Source organism: Stenotrophomonas sp. 05L413, from assembly GCF_056397945.1.
Map to the genome: position 1 here is coordinate 127,122 of NZ_JBFTOL010000001.1, position 19,025 is coordinate 146,146.

Genomic DNA, 19,025 nt, shown 5'->3' on the forward strand with positions numbered 1-19,025 from the left:
CTGGCTCATCGCGCCCCATTGGATTTCAGCCCAATGGGGCGCATGCCCGGGGGCTATCGCGGTTGTTTCACTTCAGCGGCGCATCGCTCTGTTGATACGTGCCGACGACGACGCCTTTTGCCAAGACGTGTCCCGCCGCGGCCTTAAGGACCTCATCCCGCGTCGCGCCCGGACGAACGTCGAGTGTCCTGTCCAGCGCCAGCACCTGGAAGTGATAGTGGTGTGGCGGGTCGCCCACCGGGGGCCTGGGCCCGTAGTAGCCTACGGAACCGCGGCTGGTTGCGCCTTGGAGGAGCCCTGCCGGGTTGGTCAGCCGGGGCTGGACTTGGACGCCCTCCGGCAAGCTGGTCACGGATGCGGGGATGTTCCAAGCAACCCAATGCACGAACGGCTTGATGGGCGTGGAGTCCGGGTCCTCGACAATCACCACGTAGGTCACCGCTTTCTGCACTGCATCCCACATCAGCGGCGGCGACAGCCCTTCGTGATACGCGCTGAATCGAGAGGAGAGCGCCTGACCGGCCTGGAAGGCCGGGGACTGGACGGCAACCGCGGGGGCCTGCGCCACGCGATCGAGGGCTAACGGGACGCCGTTTCCGGTCGCCACCTGCTTTTCAAGGGACTGCGCCGGGATGGCGGCGGAGGCAGCGGGAGCGGCCTTTCCAGCGCTGTAGCTCACGCGGTAAATAATGCCGTTGGCGTCGTCACCCACCAAGAGTGCCCCGCCCCGCGTGACGGCCAAGCCCACGGGGCGTGCGAAATGGGTCCGGCCTTCATCGGTCAGGAATCCGCTGAGGAAGGGCTCGAATGCGGTCGGCTGCCCGTTGCGGAACCGAATCCGCACAACCTCATAGCCCGAGGCCGGCTTCCGATTCCATGACCCCCGCATGGTGACGAACGCGTCACCTCGGAAGGCAGCGGGATACTGGTTACCCGTGTAGAAGACCAGCTGCATGGGGGCCGCATGCGCGGTATAGCCCAAGACCATGGGTTCGCTCATCTGAGTCCACTGGGCCTTCGTGATTTCCCCTAGAGGCGTGCTCTGTGGATTCTGCCCATCCTTGCCCCAGATATGCGGCCAACCATACTGCTTGCCTTTGACGATGTGGTTGAGTTCCTCCGGTTGCACGTCGTCGCCAAGGAAATCAATGCCGTGATCCATCCCCCACAGTTCGCCGGTCTTCGGATCCCAAGCGAAGCCCGAGGTGTTGCGCAGTCCACTCGCAAAGATCGTGCGGCTCTTGCCGTCCGGCGAGGCGCGCAACAGGGTCGCGTGCTCAGGATTGGATTCATTGCAGGCGTTGCACGAGGAACCCACGCTGATATACAGCATGCCGTCAGGGCCGAACGCCAACGTCCGGTTGGGGTGCTGCCCGCCGTCCGGGAGATCATTGATGATTCGCTCAATGGCTCCCAAAGACCCATCGGGGTTGAGAGGCGCCCGGAACACTTCGGTCGCCGTGGCCATGTAGAGGTGGCCGTCGCCGATGGCCAATCCATGGACACTCGGACGGTGGGCCACGGTCCGCGGGGCTTCATCCAAGACTCCATCCTCGTTGGCGTCCTTTAGCAACAACACGTCCCCTTGGTCACGGCGGGAAACGTAAATGTCGCCGCTGGGCGCCACGGCAATGATGCGGATGTTCTGAAGTTCCTTGGCGAAGGCTTTTGCCTCGAAGCCTTGGGGCACCTTTAGGCCGGCGATGCGCTCGTCGGTCGCCGGAACCTTGTCGGGTTTGAACGTATTGACCCGGGCGGGGACATCCGTCCCGTCGCCCTGCTGAGCAAGGGCCGGCCACGCTAACGTCGTGAGCAGGGCGGCGCATACGAGGGTCCGTTTCATGGGCGAGCGTTCCAAAAGGTTAACTGGGACCTGAAGGATCGTCCCGCACCGATCAACCGACCGCGAAAGCAATGCGAGCGCCGCGTGATCCGTCCATATTCCGAAGGTCTCAGACCTGACGGCGTTTCACCCTACTTGTGGGAAGTTCCCGTAGACGTTGCGTTTGCATCCGGGTCCGACGGCGCCTCGGGCTTGTCCTTGCCAGCGTGAGCATGAGCAGCGGTCGGGTCCTCGATCTGGATGACCTTCCCCTTCTGCCACGCATCGGCGCCCGCATCGATGGGGGGCGCTCCGATGTCGGCACGGCGCTTCCGCTTGTCCTCACTACTGACGCCCAACCTTGCGTCACGGGCAGCGACCATGGCTGGGTCCGCCTGGCCGTCTGCGGTGAACCCCATCATCAGCTGCGGCATGCCTCGGGGCAGGTCCTTGTCCAGGTCTGTGTGCCAGGTGTGCCAAGTCTTGCCATACGTGTGGATGAGCTTCTCCATCAGCGCATGCTCGGCCGCCTCGGGAATCCCTGGCGCAATGAGCTGACCGGATTTCACCTCTTGAACGTGGCTGTGCCACAGCGCTTTTTCCTGTTCAGGAAGGCCCGCAAACAGCTTCTCACTGATGATGTATTCCACCCCCATCAACTTGGCGTCTTTCACATTGCCATCGTAGATCGTGCACTGGATGACATCCTCGTTGAGGATGGAGCAGTAGTGGTGAGCCTCCATTTGGACCTTCATCTGGCCGTTGTAGAAATGGAACCCGTCCAGATAGGCGTTGATGGCGTCGACCGGAGGCCGGTCCTGCAGCACGGCCGCCCCGGTCTCGAGCGCTTTGGTCTTCGCGCTTTCTTCGGCCCCGGGCGCTTGGACGCTGGACTCTGTGTTCCCACCGCCGCACGCAGACAGGACAAGCGCGACGGCGGCGCAAACGATAGATCGACGCATAGTGATTCCTCCTGAAAAGCAACGGCAGCTGGTAAGTGGGATCAGTCGTCCTGTGCCCACCGTGCCAAGTTCTGTTGGATTGATTCGATACCTTCCCAAGGATCCTTGCGCCTGCGTTTGAGCTTGGCGGGCACGTCCTTCATGGTGAAGCTATCGGACCGGGTGAGCTTCGACAGCTCGCTCCACGCGATGGGCATTGCCACCGGCGCGCCAGGCCTGCCTCGCAAGGAATAGGACGCCACGGCGGTAGCCCCTCGGCCGTTGCGCAGGTAGTCGACGAAGATGCGTTTGTTGCGCAGGCTTTTGGTCGACGTCGCTAAGAATCGCTGCGGCTCGGACTGTGCCAAAGCGTCTGCGAATCCATGGGCAAACCGCTTGGTCAGATCCCAATCGCATCCCGGATTCAACGGCACCACCACGTGCAAACCTTTGCCTCCGGAAACGCGCAGGAAGGACTCCAGCTCCAACTGCTGAAGGAGCTTCCTTATGTCGGTTGCAGCTTTCTTGACCTCGGAGAACGGCACGTCTGGGCCCGGGTCAAGATCGAACACCACACGATCGGCGCGGTCGGGCGAATCGGCGTGGCTGCCCCAAGGGTGGAACTCCAAGGCGTTGAACTGCACAAGCTCCAAGAGACTGGCGGCGTCTTCGACCACCAGGTAGTAGGCATTGATCCCGCTGTCTTCCTTGAGCTTCACCGAACTGACCAACTCCAGACCCGCAGTGTGGTGTTTCTGGAAGAAGCACGGCCGGCCGGTGCCAGCTGGGCAGCGGATGATCGACAGTGGACGCCCAACGATCTCAGGCAGCAGATGGTCCATAACCGCGCTGTAGTAGTCCCACACATCCTGCTTGGTGGCCTTGATGTCGGGGAAGATGACCTTGGCCGGGCTTGAGAGCTTTGGGGGAACCCGCTCTCCGGCATCCGCCCTGCCCTTTCTGTTCGTGGGTTTGACGGCAACACCGCGCTCGGGTTTGGTGACGGCTTGCTTTCCACGTCTGTTCGGCTTGGCAGATACAGCACCGCCGCCGGAATCGTTGCTCCGATCTGAGTCCTTCAGATCGGCCACGTCTTTGTCGGGCCGCACCGCTTTCAGCGACGCTTGGCGCAGCAATTGTTGCCCGCCAATGCCTCGGTAAAAGACCTCGACGACAAACCGGGGCGCAAACCAGGTGGCGGCCCGCAAGTCGGTCTCTGTCGTTGGGACATGTGCGGTGGGCTTCTTCCCGCTGGCGGTGCCGATCAGCGCCGTCAGCTCCCCGATCAGGGTGTCCGAAAACCCCGAGCCGACGCGCCCCACGTAGAGCCACCCATGCTTGGGGTCGGGCTTGGCCAGTAGCAACGATCCGAAACCAGTGCGGCTTCCTTTGGGTGCCGTGTAGCCGACCACGGCAAATTCGTCGCTGGCCAACTGCTTGGTCTTCTTCCAATCCTCGCCTCGGCCGCCGTGGTAGCCGCGATCGGCGCGCTTGGAGATGATGCCCTCGAAATGCTGCTCACCCGCCAAACGGTAGGCCGCCTCCCCATCGCCGGCGATGTGCGAGCTCATGGCCAAATGGGTCGGGGCTCCCTTCAGGACGTCTTCCAACAGCGCCTTTCGTTCCAGCAGCGGCGCATCCGCGATGTCCACGCCATTAATATGCAGAAGATCAAAGAGCGCATACGACAGCGCACCCTGGCGCTCGCCAGATAGGGTGGCTTGAAGCAGATTGAAGTCTTCCTTCGTCCCGCGCCCCGCGATCAACTCCCCGTCCAGGGCGGCGGATTTCAAACTAAGTGCAGCGACGGCGTCACGTATCTCGGGAATCTTGTTGGTCCATTCCAACGCGTTTCGCGACCACAAGCGAACCTCGCCTTCCGCCACCGTGGCCAGGATCCGGTAGCCGTCCCATTTGATCTCATGAACCCATTGGTCACCCTTGGGTGGCAAGTCGCCCAGCTTGGCCAACTGGGGTTCAAACGGGCCTTGGGGGGCCTCGGCCTTTTTACCACTGGTCAGCGCCAACGCCCTCTTGGCCCAATCCACGCGTCGAGCGGGTTTTGCGAAGGGGATCGCCCTGAGCCGCTTCTTGTCGGGCTTCCCGCTGCCGGCCCGTTTGAGGTCTGCGGCAGGGGGCGCGGCGACATCGCCCAACAGGTCATCGGCTTCGACCTGGCTGGCGTAGGCATCGGCCTCCTTGAAGAGAAGCCACTGCGGTTGGCGCGCCGGCTTGCCGGACCGGACCAGGTGCCATCCGCCTTTGAGCTTGGAACCGAACAGTTCGAAGCGCAGATGCCCTTTGGCAAGTTGGGCCTCGGGATCCCCTTCGGTGGCCCAGACCCCGTGATCAAACTGGGCGACGTGACCCCCGCCATATTCGCCCTTCGGGATGTCGCCTTCGAAGCTGGCGTAGTCGACGGGATGATCTTCCACCTCAACGGCCATCCGCTTGACCTTCGGGTCGTAGCTTGGCCCTTTGGGCACGGCCCAACTCTTCAGCGCGTCACCGACTTGGAGGCGGAAGTCGTAGTGACGACGGCTGGCATGATGCAACTGAACGACAAAAATGGCTCGCTGCCCGGGGGGTAGTGCCTTGCCGGGTTCGGGCTCCTTGGTCTTGCTAAAGCTGCGCTTGCGGCGGTATTCGGTGAGGGACATGCCCCGCGCCCGTCACTTACCCAGGTGCTTACGAACCGCCGCCGAGGTCGGGCCAACGGCCTTGACCGCTTCCCTGAGCTGCGCAGCCGTGGCGCCCAAGGCCTTCGTCCAATACTGGAGCTCGTATTCCTCATTGACGTTGATGCGATCGCGATCGGGTGATCCAGTCTTCTTTTTGTCGTCGCTCATGGTGTTGTTACTCCTTGGCAAGTAGCCCGTTTCTAGCCCTGCGCCCGTCGGGTCCCCGTGAATTGACGTTGCCCACCCCTTCACACCTACTCCTCCGGCAGCTCGTCGCCACTTCGCTGCATCCATATAAGGTCCTAGCTCGACTAGACACACCAGCAGGCAAGGCCGGGCAAGGGCACTGCTTAAAGGCTTGGTGAGCGTGGCACTTGCAGACGATCGACCAGTTCGGGGCAGAAGGCGGGGCATGCTCCGCGAAAAGATCTCGGGGAAGGTGACTTTTCGGATGGAGCGATCTGGTCGCCGCAGGTTAATGCAAATCTTCCGAAATTCAGCCCGCTTGGACTGTAGCAAGCATTCCGCTTACCCGCCTCGCCGCGCTTGGGGGGTCTAAGGCCACGCCATGGATATAGACGAAGCAGCCATAAAACTTCGCCGACGCTAGTTGCATCCCTTCCGCGCGAGACATCTCCCTCTTGAGGGCCTTCAGCCACCGCCTAGGCACCGGGGCGTCAAGCTCCACCACTACGCCAGCGCCTCCCACCTCAACCGGCACTGCTTCGACGCGCACGACTTTTGGCGTTGGAACAGGCTTAGATGTCGCGACCATGGCTGCTTCCTCCGGATAGAAGGAGGAGATTATGTGCAATGGACGCCAATGCCGCGTTAACCCACAACGCAGCCGACCTTTCGGAGACGAAAAACACCGGCAGCCTCGGGGTAAGCGGCCTACATCCGATGACGCTGCGGCGTGCGCGTCGCGTGAGCCAGAGACCGTCCACTGCCTTAATGTGCGCCATTCAGGCAGACCTGCGCGCCCTCTTGACCGGTGTCTTCTTGGGAGAAGCCTTCTTGAGGGAGGCCTTCTTGGCGGCCTTCTTTGGCGGCGCACGCTTTTCCTCCTCCTTTCCCGATTTTGCTTGAGCCTTGGAGGCCGCCTTTACGGGAACACTCTTGGCGGGCGTGCGCTTGTTCGTCTCCAGGCTTTTCTGCAAGAGAGACATGAAATCAACCACGTTCGTGGCGGTGTCTTCTTGATGCGCGGGTTCTTCAAACTTGGTTGTGGCGCCTACATCTTTGACCCGCTTTTGAATGATTGCCGAAAGCCTTTCGCGGAACTCGTCGTGATAGCTCTCCGGGGCCCACTCGCTGGTCATCGAGTTGATCAACTGCTTAGCCATCTCCATTTCTTTGGGAGCGATCCTGTAATCACCCGTCTGTCCAGCCGGCAACTTGCAGTCATCCGGTGCTACCAATTCCTGAGGATATCGAAGCAGGATGAGGACCAAGGCGTCACCTTCAGGCATGACCGCGCACAGGTATTCGCGGGTGCGAATCACCACTCGGGCGATACCGACCTTTCCTGTGTCCCTCAGCGTTTCCCGAAGCAAGACATAGCCCTTCTCGGCCTTCTTTCCCGGGACTAGGATGTAAGGCTTTTCGAAGAACCGCAGACCGATGCTGGATGCGTCGACGAACGCCTCTACGTCCACGGATTCGTGGGTCTCGGGGGCCGCAGCGGCAATGTCTTCCTTCTCCACGACAACGTAGCTTCCCTTGTCGTATTCAAAGGCTTTGACAATGTCCTTCCACGGTACTTCTTCGCCGGTGTCAGCGTTTACCCGCTCAAATCGAATCGGCTTCTTGTCTCGGGAGTCGAGCATCCGGAAGCTGAGATCAGTTCGGCGCTCCCCTGACATCAGCGATACCGGAATGTTGAGGAGACCAAACGACAGCGATCCACTCCAGATAGGCCTGGCCATAGCAATCCTTGTGGCCGTGGTCCGGCCGTTCCCTCCTTCTATCGCCCCTACCATCGCGTATCCGTGAACGGTGCGCCAAGGCGTGGCTCACCGCAGAAACCAGCCTTGCCGAGAGGGCGGCAAGAGCGGGCGTTTGACTGGCCACTCCCGCCGACAGATCCCTGGAACGGACCACCTTCCTGAAGTGTCGCGATCCACGTCCCAGTCATCGCTTTCCAAGGTCTCTTCCAAATCGCTTGAGCAGCTCACGGCTTGGTAGATGGCGTCTGCTACTGCCTCCATCTCGTGGTCAAACCAACGACAACCGTCGGGCGAGACCTTCGTCGGCCCGTCCCCTAGTCCCGGGAATCCGGGCACCAACTCCTGAAGATGCTCCGCCGCGTCACGCACCGTAAGACAGCGAAAACCCTTCATTGAGGCCCAGATCTCAAGTCGACGCACGATGGCAGGAGTCATGACCCGGCCCTCATTCCGCTCAGGAGTTCAGCCTCGTTCCTCGGCTGTCACAGTCAGGCGATAGCAATGTAAAAAAAACCTTAACTCGCGGTTTGGTGCTGTGAACCGTGACGTGGTGCACCCGGACCTGAACTATTTAGGTTCTTGCCTTTTCTTTGCCATAACGCTCACCAAGCGAAGACGAGAGAGTTCCTATGGTCCTGCCACCACCCCTCGATGAATGAGCAAATGGGAAACGTCTTTTTTAACCGGGTTGCTTGTAGCGTTTCCAAGGCTTCCGGATCGCTGAGTGCATTTGTAGCCGCCTTGGGTGTTGTCGTCGTATGGGCAGGGAGCGGCCCGCTGTTTCGTTTCAACAACACTTGGCAGCTGGTCATCAATACGGGCACGACGATCGTAACGTTCCTGATGGTTTTCCTGATCCAACACACCCAAAACGCAGACACTGCGGCCATTCATATCAAGCTTGACGAATTGATCCGCGTCACGCACAACGCGAACGACGAACTGCTCAATCTTGAGGAAATGGACCAAGACAGGTTGGAGGAGATCCGCCAGCGTTACGAGCAGCTCGCAAAGACGGCCGCTCACCTGAAGGCCAAGAAAGACCGCTGCATGCCTGGGGCGTGCGAGGAAGAGGAACCCGCCGGTGTGTAGTACCCCTTCACGCCAACCCGATCGAAACTAACGTCGCGAAGCATAGCGTCTAACACCCACCCACTCTAGGAACCGCTGACATGGCGATTAAGACTGCCGAAGACCTCTTCATCCACGAGTTGTCTGACATCTACAGCGCTGAGAAGCAGCTCACCAAAGCCCTGCCTCGCTTGGCTCGCGCGGCCTCCAATCCGGACCTTGCCACCGCCTTCGAGACTCATCTGGAGGAAACGCAAGGGCAGATCGAGCGCATCGACAAGGTCGTTGAACTGCTGGGGATCCGTCTCAAGCGCATCAAGTGTGCCGCGATGGAGGGGCTTGTCGAGGAAGGCAAAGAAGCGATCGACAGCATTGAAGAAGGGCCGGTCCGCGACGCGGCCTTGATCGGCGGGGCGCAAAAGGTGGAACACTACGAAATTGCATCCTACGGCACCATCGCCGCGTTGGCCAAGCAGCTGGGCTACAAGGCCGCGATTCCGCTTCTTCTCGAGACCCTTGAAGAAGAGAAGGCGACCGACGAAAAGCTTACCCTGCTGGCGCAGTCCGGCGGGAACGCGGCTGCTGCGGCCGCCTAGTTCCGAGCGCTGCCGCACCGCTGCGGCAGCATTTCGTGTTGCCTGCACTTTTCAGGAGCCAGCCGTGGAAAGAGATCAAAAAGACCCGCCTCTTCTGGGGGAACACAGCGCGAAAGAAACGCCTCAAGAGCAACGAGCCCGAGAGGCACGCACCCACCGCAACCATGAGGAGGCGTTGGAGGAGACATTCCCAGCGAGCGACCCTATCTCACCGTTCGTGCCTGCCAAGCCGCCGGCGGAGGAAGGTGACCCTAGCTCGTTGGAAGCGGAGAACGCTGGCTATAACCAGCGCGGTCACGGTAAGGGCGGCAAAGCGGGCGAAGGAGAGGCTGAGGGCATCCCGGAGCGCTCTGGAAGCACCCAGCCCAACTTCGGGCAAGTCGGCAGCACAGGGAAAACACCAGGCTTCGGGAGCTGATCAAAAAAGGCGGCGCCACGGTGTCGCCTTTCCTCAAAGCCACGGCGCCCCTACGCGCAGCGGATTCAACACCCTGCGGCCTAGCAACCGCACTATTTGGGTAGCATCGGTCATGTGGAAGAGAAACGGATTATCGATAGTTTTGCTTTTTCTGCTCCTTTGCTTCCTGGCGGGACAGGTCTGGACCGGTTTCTTGGCGCACAATGAGGAGTTGCGGGAGGCGCACAGGCCGCTTTTGGGCCTGTGGCAGTATCTGCACAGCGGTCACTTCGTCAGCGCTACCTTTGAGAATTGGGAAAGCGAGTTCTTGCAGATGGGGATGTATGTGCTTCTGACCGTCACCCTTCGCCAAAAGGGATCAGCAGAGTCTCGGCCCTTGTCGCCCGATGAGGAGGAGGAGCGTGTAGAGGACGGACCTACGCCGTGGCCGGTTCGTCGCGGGGGCGTGTGGAAGGCGCTGTATGGCCATTCCTTGGCGATCGCCTTTGGCCTCCTATTTGCTATGAGCTTCTCTCTTCACTTGGCCGGCAGCTGGCACGCGGAAGTTGAAGAAATGCTGTCCAAAGGACTCCCTGCTCCGACGTGCTGGGAGCACCTTTGGAGCAGCAGCTTTTGGTTTGAGTCGTTCCAAAACTGGCAGAGCGAGTTCCTCGCCGTGTTGTCGCTGGTGATATTGACGATCTTCCTTCGTCAGAAGGACTCGCCTCAGTCCAAGCCCATGGCCGCACCCCACAGCCAAACGGGCGATTGAACGACTTAGGAATCCCCATGAAGAAGCCGATGCCCGCCCTGCTGATCGTTGACATGTTTAGCCGATTTGATTTCCCCGAGGCGGACCTGATCCAGGACAGCGCTCTGAGCGCCGCAAAGGCTATCGCCCGGCTTCGACAGCGCTTCAAAGACGAAGAGAAGCCGGTCATCTACGCCAATGACAACTTTGCAAATTGGCAGATGGATTTCAAAGAACTCGTCCAAGAGTGCTTGGTCACGGACGGCATCTCCGCAAAAATTGCGACGCTGCTCCGTCCCAGCGCGGATGACTACTTTGTTCTGAAGCCCAAGCACTCCGCGTTTCTCGCAACCCCCTTAGCTGTCCTTCTCGCGAAGTTGGGATGCAATCAGTTGGTGGTGTGCGGGATGGCCGCAGACTCCTGTATAGCCTCGACCTGCTTTGACAGCAATTCCCGAGAATACGAGACTGTTCTTATTCCCGAGGCCGTCGCCGGAATAGGAGCCAGGAAGGCCAGAGCGCTGCAGCTGCTCGAAGATGCCCAGGCAGCGAGGCTCGTGCCGATAGAGCGCTACCTCCGCTAGGACCAAGGCACGTTGCCGGCGAATGCCCGTTGCCGGCGATCCAGGCAGGCTTGGACCGAGGGGCCTCCGCCAGCCGGGGTAGAACATCTGCCCCTCATCTCCTGACAGCTCCGCCTTCCGTTGAAGGAGGCGCTTGATGGGGACTGCAACAGGTGGCACATTTTCTCCTACCTTATAGGAGCAGACCGTTGGAGTTCGAAGAAGAACAGCTTGAATTGATGGCTGACCTCAGCATGGTGGCGCAAGGGTTCCGGCCCTCCCCGTCACGATCGATGGAGCTCGTGGCGGCGGGCTTGGTGTGGGTGCTCATCGCCAAACCACCGCAGCATGGCCTCACAGGCTTGGGCAAAACGAGGTTAGTGTCCCTCGTGTGCGACGGATCCCGCCTTGACCCTACCGAACTGGCCGCGGTCGCAGAGCGCCTTACGCCTTCTGTCACTGACTTTGCTGCGGGGACGGCCTTCTTGGATGAACTCGAATCCCAAGCCAGATCTGGTCAAAAGCTGCTCCCCAGCTTGGAGCAGGGCACTTTCTTGCTCTGGCTGCTCGCTGAGATGCCCAGCACTGCGTCGGCCCCCGCCCCACCTTCTGATTCTCATTGCGAAGAGCCCCTGACCTGACCCTTCCTGGACGATGACCGGGTCTGCTAGCGTGGCAATCCCTATGGAGGAACACTGAAGTGGACATGGTCTGGACCCCGCCCGAGGGAAAGCAATTCGGCAATCTTGTGCTGGCCGACGAGCACACCCTGGTCGCAGAAGGGATAGCGAAGTTGCTGGAAGATAGCTTTTCAAGGGTCTCGATTGCATCAACGGCCGACCGCTTCCGAGAGGTTGTCCGCAATGTCCGCCCGAGCTTGGTCATCACAGACCTCTACCTGCCAGGCTCCGGCTGCATCGAGCTGATGGAGGGAATACTGCAGGAGCAACGAGCACCAGCTTTCATGTTCCTTCCTGCAGAGGCTGACCCAGATACTGTAGCGAGGGCGATGGCGGCCGGCGCGAAGGGATTCCTCCATCGGCGCTGCGGAAGCCAAGAGCTGTTCCGAGCGATCGATTGCGTCATGGGCGGCTGCACGTATGTGGCTGCAAGCTTGCTTGTCTCGCCGGCCGGTGCGCCCAAAAGGCGAAAGGCGATGCTAACCACCAAGCAGCTACAGGTCTTGGAGCACGTGGCCTTGGGCATGAGGGCGCAGGAGGTCGCGCAAAGGCTTCACCTTTCCACCCGGACTGTGGAATCGCACAAGCGCGCGATCATGCGCCAACTTGATGTGCGCACCTCTTTGGAAATGGTGCGGGTAGCACGGGATGAGGGAATTCTCGCGTAGGAGCTTTTGAGCATAACAAAAAGGCCCGACACAGACGGTCGAGCCCTGACACCATCAGGCAAGGAGAACTTACTCTTCCTCGTCTTTGCTGCCCTGCTGGCCCGAACGCTCGCGTTTGTCGTTCTGGTCCTGCTGCTGCTGCCCCTGGCGCTGGGTGTCACGATCCTGTTGCCCCTGCTGCCCCGGCTGGTTCTGCTGGCCCGGCTGGTTCTGACCCGGATTCGGACTCTGCTGATTCTGATTTCCCATGATCGTTCTCCACGTTCGGCGTCACCATGAAGCCGATGGCCCCACCGTACTACTCAAATGGTTAGGACACCGTGGCGTTCACGGTCGCCGCCTAGACGCGCCCGGCACTTTTTTGAACTGTTCACGTCCTCTCGTGGGACCCCCACCTAGTCGGCGGCGCGTCGACCGACCAGAACTCGTACAGCAGTCGCAGCGCTGGGTTGTTTTCTCCATCCTTTTCTAGGTAGGGATGGCTGCGCTCGTTCCATCGGGCGGCCTCAATGCGTTGGATCAAAGATGCATCGGCGTGCTGACACGCCATTGACCAGTTCCAAAAATAACGCTCGCTCACTTCTCCACTGAACAGCACGCGGATATCGGCGTGGCGGCTCGAGCTCTTGATGCGATCAAAAACAGAAGCGACGCCCTCGTCTGGGCCTTCAAGGTATTGAAGAAGGCTCGTGCCGTCATATAGCAACACCCCTGTGACATCGGCTATGCGGTTCTGAGCCGATGCATCAACGAGGATTGCTTCCAAGTCCGCGTTCTGGAGATCGGATGAGGAACGGCTCGCGTAAGCCAAGGCAAAGATTGGTGTACTGTCAGTCATCAGCAACACGATATCGCAGGGATCGCAGACCTTGGACCCTCACTCTCTTGCACCGTCGACGTCGCTGAATTGTTCACAGAAGATCTATCCACGAATTGATCCTAGCGGCCAAATGTTGATCATATCCGTAGCCCGCGCGTTCGCGGGCTGGGACGGCCCATACGGGAGGACGTGTTGTCATGTTGGTCACTGACAGATTTATCATCACGAACGTCACCGAGATCAAACGCTTGAGTGCCAGCGAGCCAACGCATGAAATGGGCTGGCAAGAATCGATTTGGCTAGGCGCCGAGAGCATGGATGCAGAATGCCTGTCGTGCCATGGGCGGTGGCTTGCTGTGTCAACGGGCCCCTCCCAGTTCGAGCGGGACGATGGCGCCACAGTGGTGCGCTGTCCCAGGTGTGGCGCCACAGAGGCCGTTCCGGATCGGGCGCTCCGTGACGAGGCAACCCTCTAGCTGGAGGGGTTTCGGTCCGCCCGTTGTCCTTCCTCGCACACCGCTTGGGCGAAGAAGAAAAAGGATTCCGGAGATAACGCCCCTGCGGGAGTCCGCGGAGGCTCGCTGGAGGTGGGCTGCACCGAGCAGAACTTACCTTGAGTACGCCGTGTGATTTTTCATCGGATATGCTCCAAATTGGTGCTATAGATCTAATCCACCGTGGACTGAACGCAGCGCGACCGCTATGAGCTTACCTATCACCGATGCCCAAGAACGGATGGCGGTCTTGGGAGCGATGCACGTCTTAGACTCGGAGTCCGGGCCTTCTCTAGACCGCATCACCTCACTGGCGGCGTTTGCCTTTGGGGCACCGGTTGCGTTCGTCTCGATACTTGAGTCAGACAAACAGCGCTTTATCTCTCGAATCGGCCTGCCTGTGGCGGAGACCGACATCAGAATGTCGATTTGCGCGCACGCGATTGCATGTAGGGATGTCATGGTTGTTCCCGACTTGCTTGCAGATGAGCGCTTCAAGAGCAACCCGCTGGTGGTTGCCCCTCCGCACCTTCGGTTCTACGCGGGTGCACCGCTGGTCGCTAAGAATGGAGTAGCGATTGGAGCCATGTGCATCATGGATACCCGGGTCCGGGAATTTTCAGAAGCCGACCGCGCCCAGCTCTCCACGCTTGCCCAACTGGTGATTGGGCAACTTGAACTGCGGAACATGTCAGGCCGCTTGGAGCCTGTCAGCGGCATACCGAATCGACACCAGTTCCAGATCGACTATGACGCCTTGGCCCAGCGACACAGCGGTCGGCGTATGTTCGCGGTCTTGGTCGATGTGTTTGACATCCCGCGAGCGAACGAAGCCGGCCAAGCGTTGGGTATGCGTCCGCTGGAAGTATTGATTCGGCGGGCCGCTGTGAGACTCAAGCTCGCCTTGGAAGGCTTGGCCGACGTCTACCACGTCGGAGTCACGCGGTTTGCCTTCTTAGTGGAGTTGTCCAGCGCGGCGGAGATGGAAGCGCTTGTGGATGAACTCCGGCAGCGAATGACCCGGCCACTAATGGCCGCTGCCGTTCCCATGTCCCCCCGCTTCCATGCAGGGGTGTGCGCGGTGACACTGGGCGAAGACACCAGTGACGATGTCATTCGGAAGGTGCTGATAGGACTCCACCAATCGTTTGAAGCCCGACATCCTTTCGCGTGGTATTCGGAGCAGCGCGACACCAAAATGCGGCGTGGGTATCGCTTGGCGGCCGACGCCGAGCGAGGGCTTCGAAAAGACGAGTTCTATATGGTGTATCAGCCGAGGTATCGCGCCTCGGATCTCCAGCCCGTCTCGGCAGAAGCCCTGCTCCGGTGGACACATCCTCGGCTCGGCCCGGTGAGCCCAGGCGAGTTCATCCCGGTCTTCGAGCGAACTGCATTGATGCAAATGGTAACGCCGTGGGTGCTCGATGCAACGCTCGATCAACTTGCCGCGTGGAGGGGGGCAGGCCATTTCTTGGCGCTGTCCGTCAACCTTTCGGGTGCTGACTTGTCATCTGAAGATGCTTGGAACAGGCTGCGCGGCAAGCTTCACGCTCGATCGCTCCCGTTTGATTGCATTGAGATCGAAATCACGGAAGGCGAATGGCTGCGCGCGGACTCTGTCGCCGGACGCCAAATCAAAGCAATGGCCGAGGCCGGCATCAAGATTGCGATCGATGACTTTGGCAGCGGTTATAGCAATTTTGGTTATCTGTCTGATCTGCCCATCGATACCATCAAGATGGACAAGTCCCTCATCGATAACCTAGAAACCGACCCAAAGGCCAAGCCAAAGGTAACGGCCATCATCAACTTGGCGCGAGAGCTTGGCTACCGCACCGTGGCCGAGGGCGTGGAGACGCCCGCCCAGTTGCATTTCCTGCAGGCTCAAGGATGCGATCAGATCCAGGGTTACCTCCTATCTAAGCCGGTCAGCGCTGAGGCGCTGCTCAAAGTGTTTGATAGGGCTTTGGATGGGCGAGGCCCCCAGGCCTCCTCCGAGATCGCGTGAGACCCTAAGGTGCGACGTTCGTGGTCTATGACGTGGAGGCGAGGGTCAACTCTCCCCCTGACCAGTCCGCCGGTGACGCCAACGGAGCTCCACACGATCTCCAAGACCGCGGCTTGTCGGCCTCAGCGTCCCACTCGCCCGTCCGTGCGCTTTTACGTCAACGCCTAGATTTGTAACGCTGGCATCGAAGGTGCTGAGGAGCGGGTCTGCTCATCGGCGCAGGCGGCCGCGCGTGCGGCTTTGGAAGCCTTGGGCTTCTTCGGCGCTCGGGTTGGGGTCGTCTCCTTTGTGGAGGCGACCAGCCGCGCTACCCGGTTGTGAGTGGCCGAGCCAGACGCTGAGCCGAAGCCGACAAAGAAGAGCCAGTAGCCATCCAAGCGTACGGCCACCTCCTCCATCCCAGGCGTTGAATCCACGATATCGCGCAGATGGTCCACCCATTCTGATGAGGGCTCCCGGTCCAGCTGGGCCACGACGGCTACCTCGCCAGCGTCCAGATCCATCACTTCAATGCGGAGAACTTCGGGAGCAAGGGTGGCGGTTGCCATGGCGGGGGCCTCTGTCGGTCTTTGCCGGAGTATCCACAGGGCCTGCCAACGAGGTGTCAACTTCCGATGACCGGAGCGTCAACGGCCCGGGCAGGACCGAGTGCCACAAAAGCTGGGGCCCGAGGCCCAGCTGCATTCAAGCGGCACGTTCCTTAGCCATGCCACCCATGACGGGGCCCGCGGCCAGGCGACGTCCAGAGGAGTCGGTCAAGGGCTTCCCGCGGCACCCATCCCGTAGTCGTTTGACAGGTGCATCAATGTGGAGTCAAGCGGCCTCATCATGTTCCTTGCCCCAGCATTCCCGGCCCACTGGCCACGCGCCCGCACCAGCACCAGCACCGTGGCGCAGCAGACCGATCAGTCGACGCCCGAAGGGGTGCTTGCGATCAGTCAATTCAGAGGGGGCTGCGCAAGCTTCTTTTTGGCTTGGAAGAAAGGCTACTGTGATTACGGGGCATGCCTTGCGCGGCGACCAGGAAACCAAACGAACCTGCCCTCGCATCGGCAAGTGCGCGCCATCCCACCGACCGCCCCCCTCTTTCGAGGGGATGTGGGGAGTGTGGAGGGGCGACCAACATGAACGGATGAAGTGAGACACCCGTCCCATGACCTCGGTGAAGAAAAACTGCAATTGGGGGAGCCAGAGGTGCTGAAGGCGCTGGAAGTGCGCAGGCTGCGGGTTGGATTACACCCAGATGGTTGAGGCGATCTGACGGGAACGCCGCACGGCCTCCCCGGCCAAAACTTCGGCCTCAAGCAGTGCAAGCTCCAACGAAGGAAATGGACGATCCAAGTCGGCGATTGCCACACCGATGTCGGGAAGAACCGCGAGCAATAACCATCGATCAGGGGCGTCCCGCCAGATCTCGGCCGTGTATTCCACCCCTTCCGTCGTGAGGCGAACGGAATAGAATCGCTCGTCTGAATGGTGTGTCCCCACGCGCCCACCTCCAAGCAACTTCCGGCCCAGGCCCTTCGCCCTGTCGCCGCCATGTCATTCCACTGATTGTACTGTCCAACCAGTGTTGGCCGTCACATTAAGGATGGCCTCTTCTCCGCCGGCCGCGTCCCAAATATTAAGCAGCCCCTTGTTGATCTCCCCGGCAACCTTCTCAAGCTCGATCAGGTTGTGCAGAGGGCGGAAGTGCCGCTGGACTGCGGCGTGCGCGTCAAAGTGGGGGTCGGCGTCCTCATCGACCGCCAACACCTCATCGACCAGCTGTGCCGCGGCGCTGGGCGCCAACAGAAGCGCTCTGGCCTCGAACAGAGCATTGACGTGGATCCAAGGCTCTTCCCGGTAGTCGACCTGCACCCCCACTTCCCGCCCGATCAACTCAAGCTTTCTCAGGACCGCCTTGTTCGCCAGCGGTCTTGCCCCATCGGTCCAACGGTCAGGAAATAGACCGGGACCGAGCGTTTGACAGAAGGCTTCTACCGCCAAAGCAGTGAGAACCAGCGCTCCCGTCACCACATGTAGTTTCGCAGCCCCCTGCTCGCGAGCGGCCCTCCTGAGGGTGCGAGCGGCATGATTCATCTCGGGCCATGGACGGTAAGACGCCTCCCCCACCACCCGCGTGTTCTTCTTCATGTTCAACTGCATGCCCCCCTTCTGGCGGCGGGAGTATGCCAGAGCCGATTCGGCTTCTCACCTGCGGCAGCTGCACCGCCCACGGGGAAATGTGACGTAGATCGTGGCTCCTGTCAGGGGCTATCCCCAACAGCTTCCGTCGCCGGAGCGCCGCAGCGGCCGACTCCAAAAACCTCCAGCGCCATCGTTAGGCTTCCCCACTTATCAATTATCCGAGGAGCGGATCAGCGACAGGGGCGGCCATAGCAGCGCTCAGGATCCCAGCCACCAGCTCGTTTTGGCTGCGGGGGGAACAGCGGCTCGGGAGTGCCCAAAGGCCTTCTCTGTTTTGCTCAGCCGCCCAGTCTTCCCCGCTGAGAGACACGTAGTGAAGGTGAGGCCGCCGCGCCGCGCGATGGATTGCGTCTGCAAGCGCTTCCATTTCGTTGCCAAACCACCGGTAGCCGTTGACGCAGATCGCCAAGGGCTGGTCCGCTGGGTGGGGGTAATGGGGCAATATCTCTTGAAGCTGCTGCTGCGCTGCGCCAACCGTCAGGTGGCGGAAGCTGGGCAATGCCGCCCAATGAGCCATAGCGGAAAGGGCGCCGGGGGTCATAGCGAAGGTCCAGTCAGGCAGGAATGAGCGGCAATAGTCCCGCCGCGGAAGTACAGGCCCCGTGATCATCCCTTACCGGGCCTCAGCCAACCGGAATCATCCCATTGGCGTCGATGCGCGGCAGCGGCAGCGAGGCGGAGATCCCGGCATCTCTTTGGCCCCAGGTCCCTCTAGCGCCTTGGCCAGGCTTGGGGGCGACCAGGGCCTTGCTCGGATGCCCAATAGGCCTTCGCCGTCAGAACGCTTCCGCCAAGCGGGACTACTCTGAAAGACGCTTTGCCATCCCTTCGAGCTCTTCGAGAACTGCTGCCAGCCCCTCGTTGCTGTCCAAGGCAAGGTCGTAACGACTGCGGCGAGCTTGGTCGCGCGCGCTTATCCAAGCCCGACCCTCGCTCCCTAAGATGAAGTCGGTCGCATCCATCAAGCACTCCAGCCGACCAGCCCGCGCCATGCGCACCAGCTCCGCGTCGTAGGCTTCTGCCAAGGTCATCCTTCCTATCAAAAACGACTGCCGAGGATTTCCGAGTCTGGCCCCGTCTACGTGGAATTGCGCAACAAGCGACTCCAGCAGGTGGCCCGTATCTAGGAGCAGCGCCCTTTCATCCTCCAAGGGCTGGCCACGGTCGCCTTCACTGGGGCTTAGGATGGCTTCGCCCGCCCGTTTGAACAGAACAACTGCGCGATCACGCGCCCGTTGGCACAGCGTCAGTCTGTCGCTGTCGGTGTAAGGATTTTTCATGGCCGCGGTCCTAAGCCTTGGTCCTTTTCACAACGTCAACCGGCGTGACGAAGCATGCCAGCACCTACAGCCCAGCAACCTGAATAGGGACGTAGAGTCGCCACGCGTTCAACT

The 19,025-nt window shown here is 60.5% G+C and carries 16 protein-coding genes and 1 pseudogene; 6 read left to right on the top strand and 11 right to left on the bottom strand.

Annotation, left to right across the window (positions count from 1 at the left end; translation table 11 throughout):
- Positions 1-67 precede the first annotated feature (67 nt).
- The 6 genes and pseudogenes from AC1DIQ_RS00605 to ku form a co-directional block, all read right to left on the bottom strand.
- Positions 68-1,843 (bottom strand): YbhB/YbcL family Raf kinase inhibitor-like protein, encoded by a 1,776-nt coding sequence (locus tag AC1DIQ_RS00605; RefSeq protein WP_478049257.1) that lies wholly within the window; start codon positions 1,841-1,843, stop codon positions 68-70.
- A gap of 131 nt (positions 1,844-1,974) precedes the next feature.
- Positions 1,975-2,784 (bottom strand): OBAP family protein, encoded by an 810-nt coding sequence (locus AC1DIQ_RS00610; RefSeq protein ID WP_478049258.1) that lies wholly within the window; start codon positions 2,782-2,784, stop codon positions 1,975-1,977.
- 41 nt (positions 2,785-2,825) lie between these two features.
- On the bottom strand, positions 2,826-4,811 hold the full coding sequence (gene ligD, locus AC1DIQ_RS00615) for a DNA ligase D (RefSeq protein WP_478049504.1): 1,986 nt from the start codon (positions 4,809-4,811) through the stop codon (positions 2,826-2,828).
- 201 nt (positions 4,812-5,012) lie between these two features.
- Positions 5,013-5,423 (bottom strand): annotated as a pseudogene (locus AC1DIQ_RS00620) (DNA polymerase ligase N-terminal domain-containing protein); the annotation flags it as partial.
- A gap of 12 nt (positions 5,424-5,435) precedes the next feature.
- On the bottom strand, positions 5,436-5,612 hold the full coding sequence (locus AC1DIQ_RS00625) for a DUF3606 domain-containing protein (protein WP_350463504.1): 177 nt from the start codon (positions 5,610-5,612) through the stop codon (positions 5,436-5,438).
- A gap of 797 nt (positions 5,613-6,409) precedes the next feature.
- Positions 6,410-7,372, bottom strand: coding sequence for a non-homologous end joining protein Ku (ku, locus tag AC1DIQ_RS00630; protein WP_478049259.1), 963 nt, complete (start codon positions 7,370-7,372; stop codon positions 6,410-6,412).
- A gap of 672 nt (positions 7,373-8,044) precedes the next feature.
- Between ku and AC1DIQ_RS00635 the strand changes: the two genes are divergently transcribed.
- The 5 genes from AC1DIQ_RS00635 to AC1DIQ_RS00655 all read left to right on the top strand — a co-directional run bounded on the left by AC1DIQ_RS00635 (position 8,045) and on the right by AC1DIQ_RS00655 (position 12,119).
- Positions 8,045-8,485, top strand: a complete 441-nt coding sequence (locus AC1DIQ_RS00635; protein ID WP_226956667.1) for a low affinity iron permease family protein — start codon at positions 8,045-8,047, stop codon at positions 8,483-8,485.
- An 80-nt stretch (positions 8,486-8,565) separates the two neighbouring features.
- On the top strand, positions 8,566-9,060 hold the full coding sequence (locus AC1DIQ_RS00640) for a YciE/YciF ferroxidase family protein (protein WP_152153263.1): 495 nt from the start codon (positions 8,566-8,568) through the stop codon (positions 9,058-9,060).
- 530 nt (positions 9,061-9,590) lie between these two features.
- A complete protein-coding gene (locus AC1DIQ_RS00645) occupies positions 9,591-10,229 on the top strand; it encodes a DUF6766 family protein (protein ID WP_478049260.1) in 639 nt (212 codons plus the stop codon).
- Between the two features lie 17 nt (positions 10,230-10,246).
- The gene (locus AC1DIQ_RS00650) at positions 10,247-10,792 is read left to right on the top strand and encodes a cysteine hydrolase family protein (RefSeq protein ID WP_350463507.1); all 546 of its coding nucleotides are present in this window, start codon (positions 10,247-10,249) and stop codon (positions 10,790-10,792) included.
- A gap of 685 nt (positions 10,793-11,477) precedes the next feature.
- Entirely contained in the window at positions 11,478-12,119 is a 642-nt protein-coding gene (locus AC1DIQ_RS00655) for a response regulator (protein WP_478049261.1), read from the top strand.
- Between the two features lie 69 nt (positions 12,120-12,188).
- On the opposite strand, the gene AC1DIQ_RS00660 is transcribed toward AC1DIQ_RS00655, so the two are convergent.
- Entirely contained in the window at positions 12,189-12,368 is a 180-nt protein-coding gene (locus AC1DIQ_RS00660; RefSeq protein ID WP_350463509.1) for a hypothetical protein, read from the bottom strand.
- Positions 12,369-12,489: 121 nt separating this feature from the next.
- A complete protein-coding gene (locus AC1DIQ_RS00665) occupies positions 12,490-12,957 on the bottom strand; it encodes a BLUF domain-containing protein (RefSeq protein WP_478049262.1) in 468 nt (155 codons plus the stop codon).
- 684 nt (positions 12,958-13,641) lie between these two features.
- Here AC1DIQ_RS00665 and AC1DIQ_RS00670 point away from each other — a divergent pair.
- The gene (locus tag AC1DIQ_RS00670; RefSeq protein WP_447594463.1) at positions 13,642-15,441 is read left to right on the top strand and encodes a putative bifunctional diguanylate cyclase/phosphodiesterase; all 1,800 of its coding nucleotides are present in this window, start codon (positions 13,642-13,644) and stop codon (positions 15,439-15,441) included.
- 164 nt (positions 15,442-15,605) lie between these two features.
- Here AC1DIQ_RS00670 and AC1DIQ_RS00675 read toward each other — a convergent pair whose 3' ends face one another.
- The 3 genes from AC1DIQ_RS00675 to AC1DIQ_RS00685 all read right to left on the bottom strand — a co-directional run bounded on the left by AC1DIQ_RS00675 (position 15,606) and on the right by AC1DIQ_RS00685 (position 18,911).
- Positions 15,606-15,989 carry a hypothetical protein gene (locus AC1DIQ_RS00675; RefSeq protein WP_152153275.1) on the bottom strand — a complete coding sequence of 128 codons (384 nt, stop codon included), beginning with the start codon at positions 15,987-15,989 and terminating at the stop codon, positions 15,606-15,608.
- Between the two features lie 994 nt (positions 15,990-16,983).
- Positions 16,984-17,577: a hypothetical protein gene (locus tag AC1DIQ_RS00680; protein ID WP_478049263.1), complete on the bottom strand. Its 594-nt coding sequence runs from the start codon at positions 17,575-17,577 to the stop codon at positions 16,984-16,986.
- An 854-nt stretch (positions 17,578-18,431) separates the two neighbouring features.
- A complete protein-coding gene (locus tag AC1DIQ_RS00685) occupies positions 18,432-18,911 on the bottom strand; it encodes a hypothetical protein (RefSeq protein ID WP_478049264.1) in 480 nt (159 codons plus the stop codon).
- Positions 18,912-19,025: the final 114 nt, after the last annotated feature.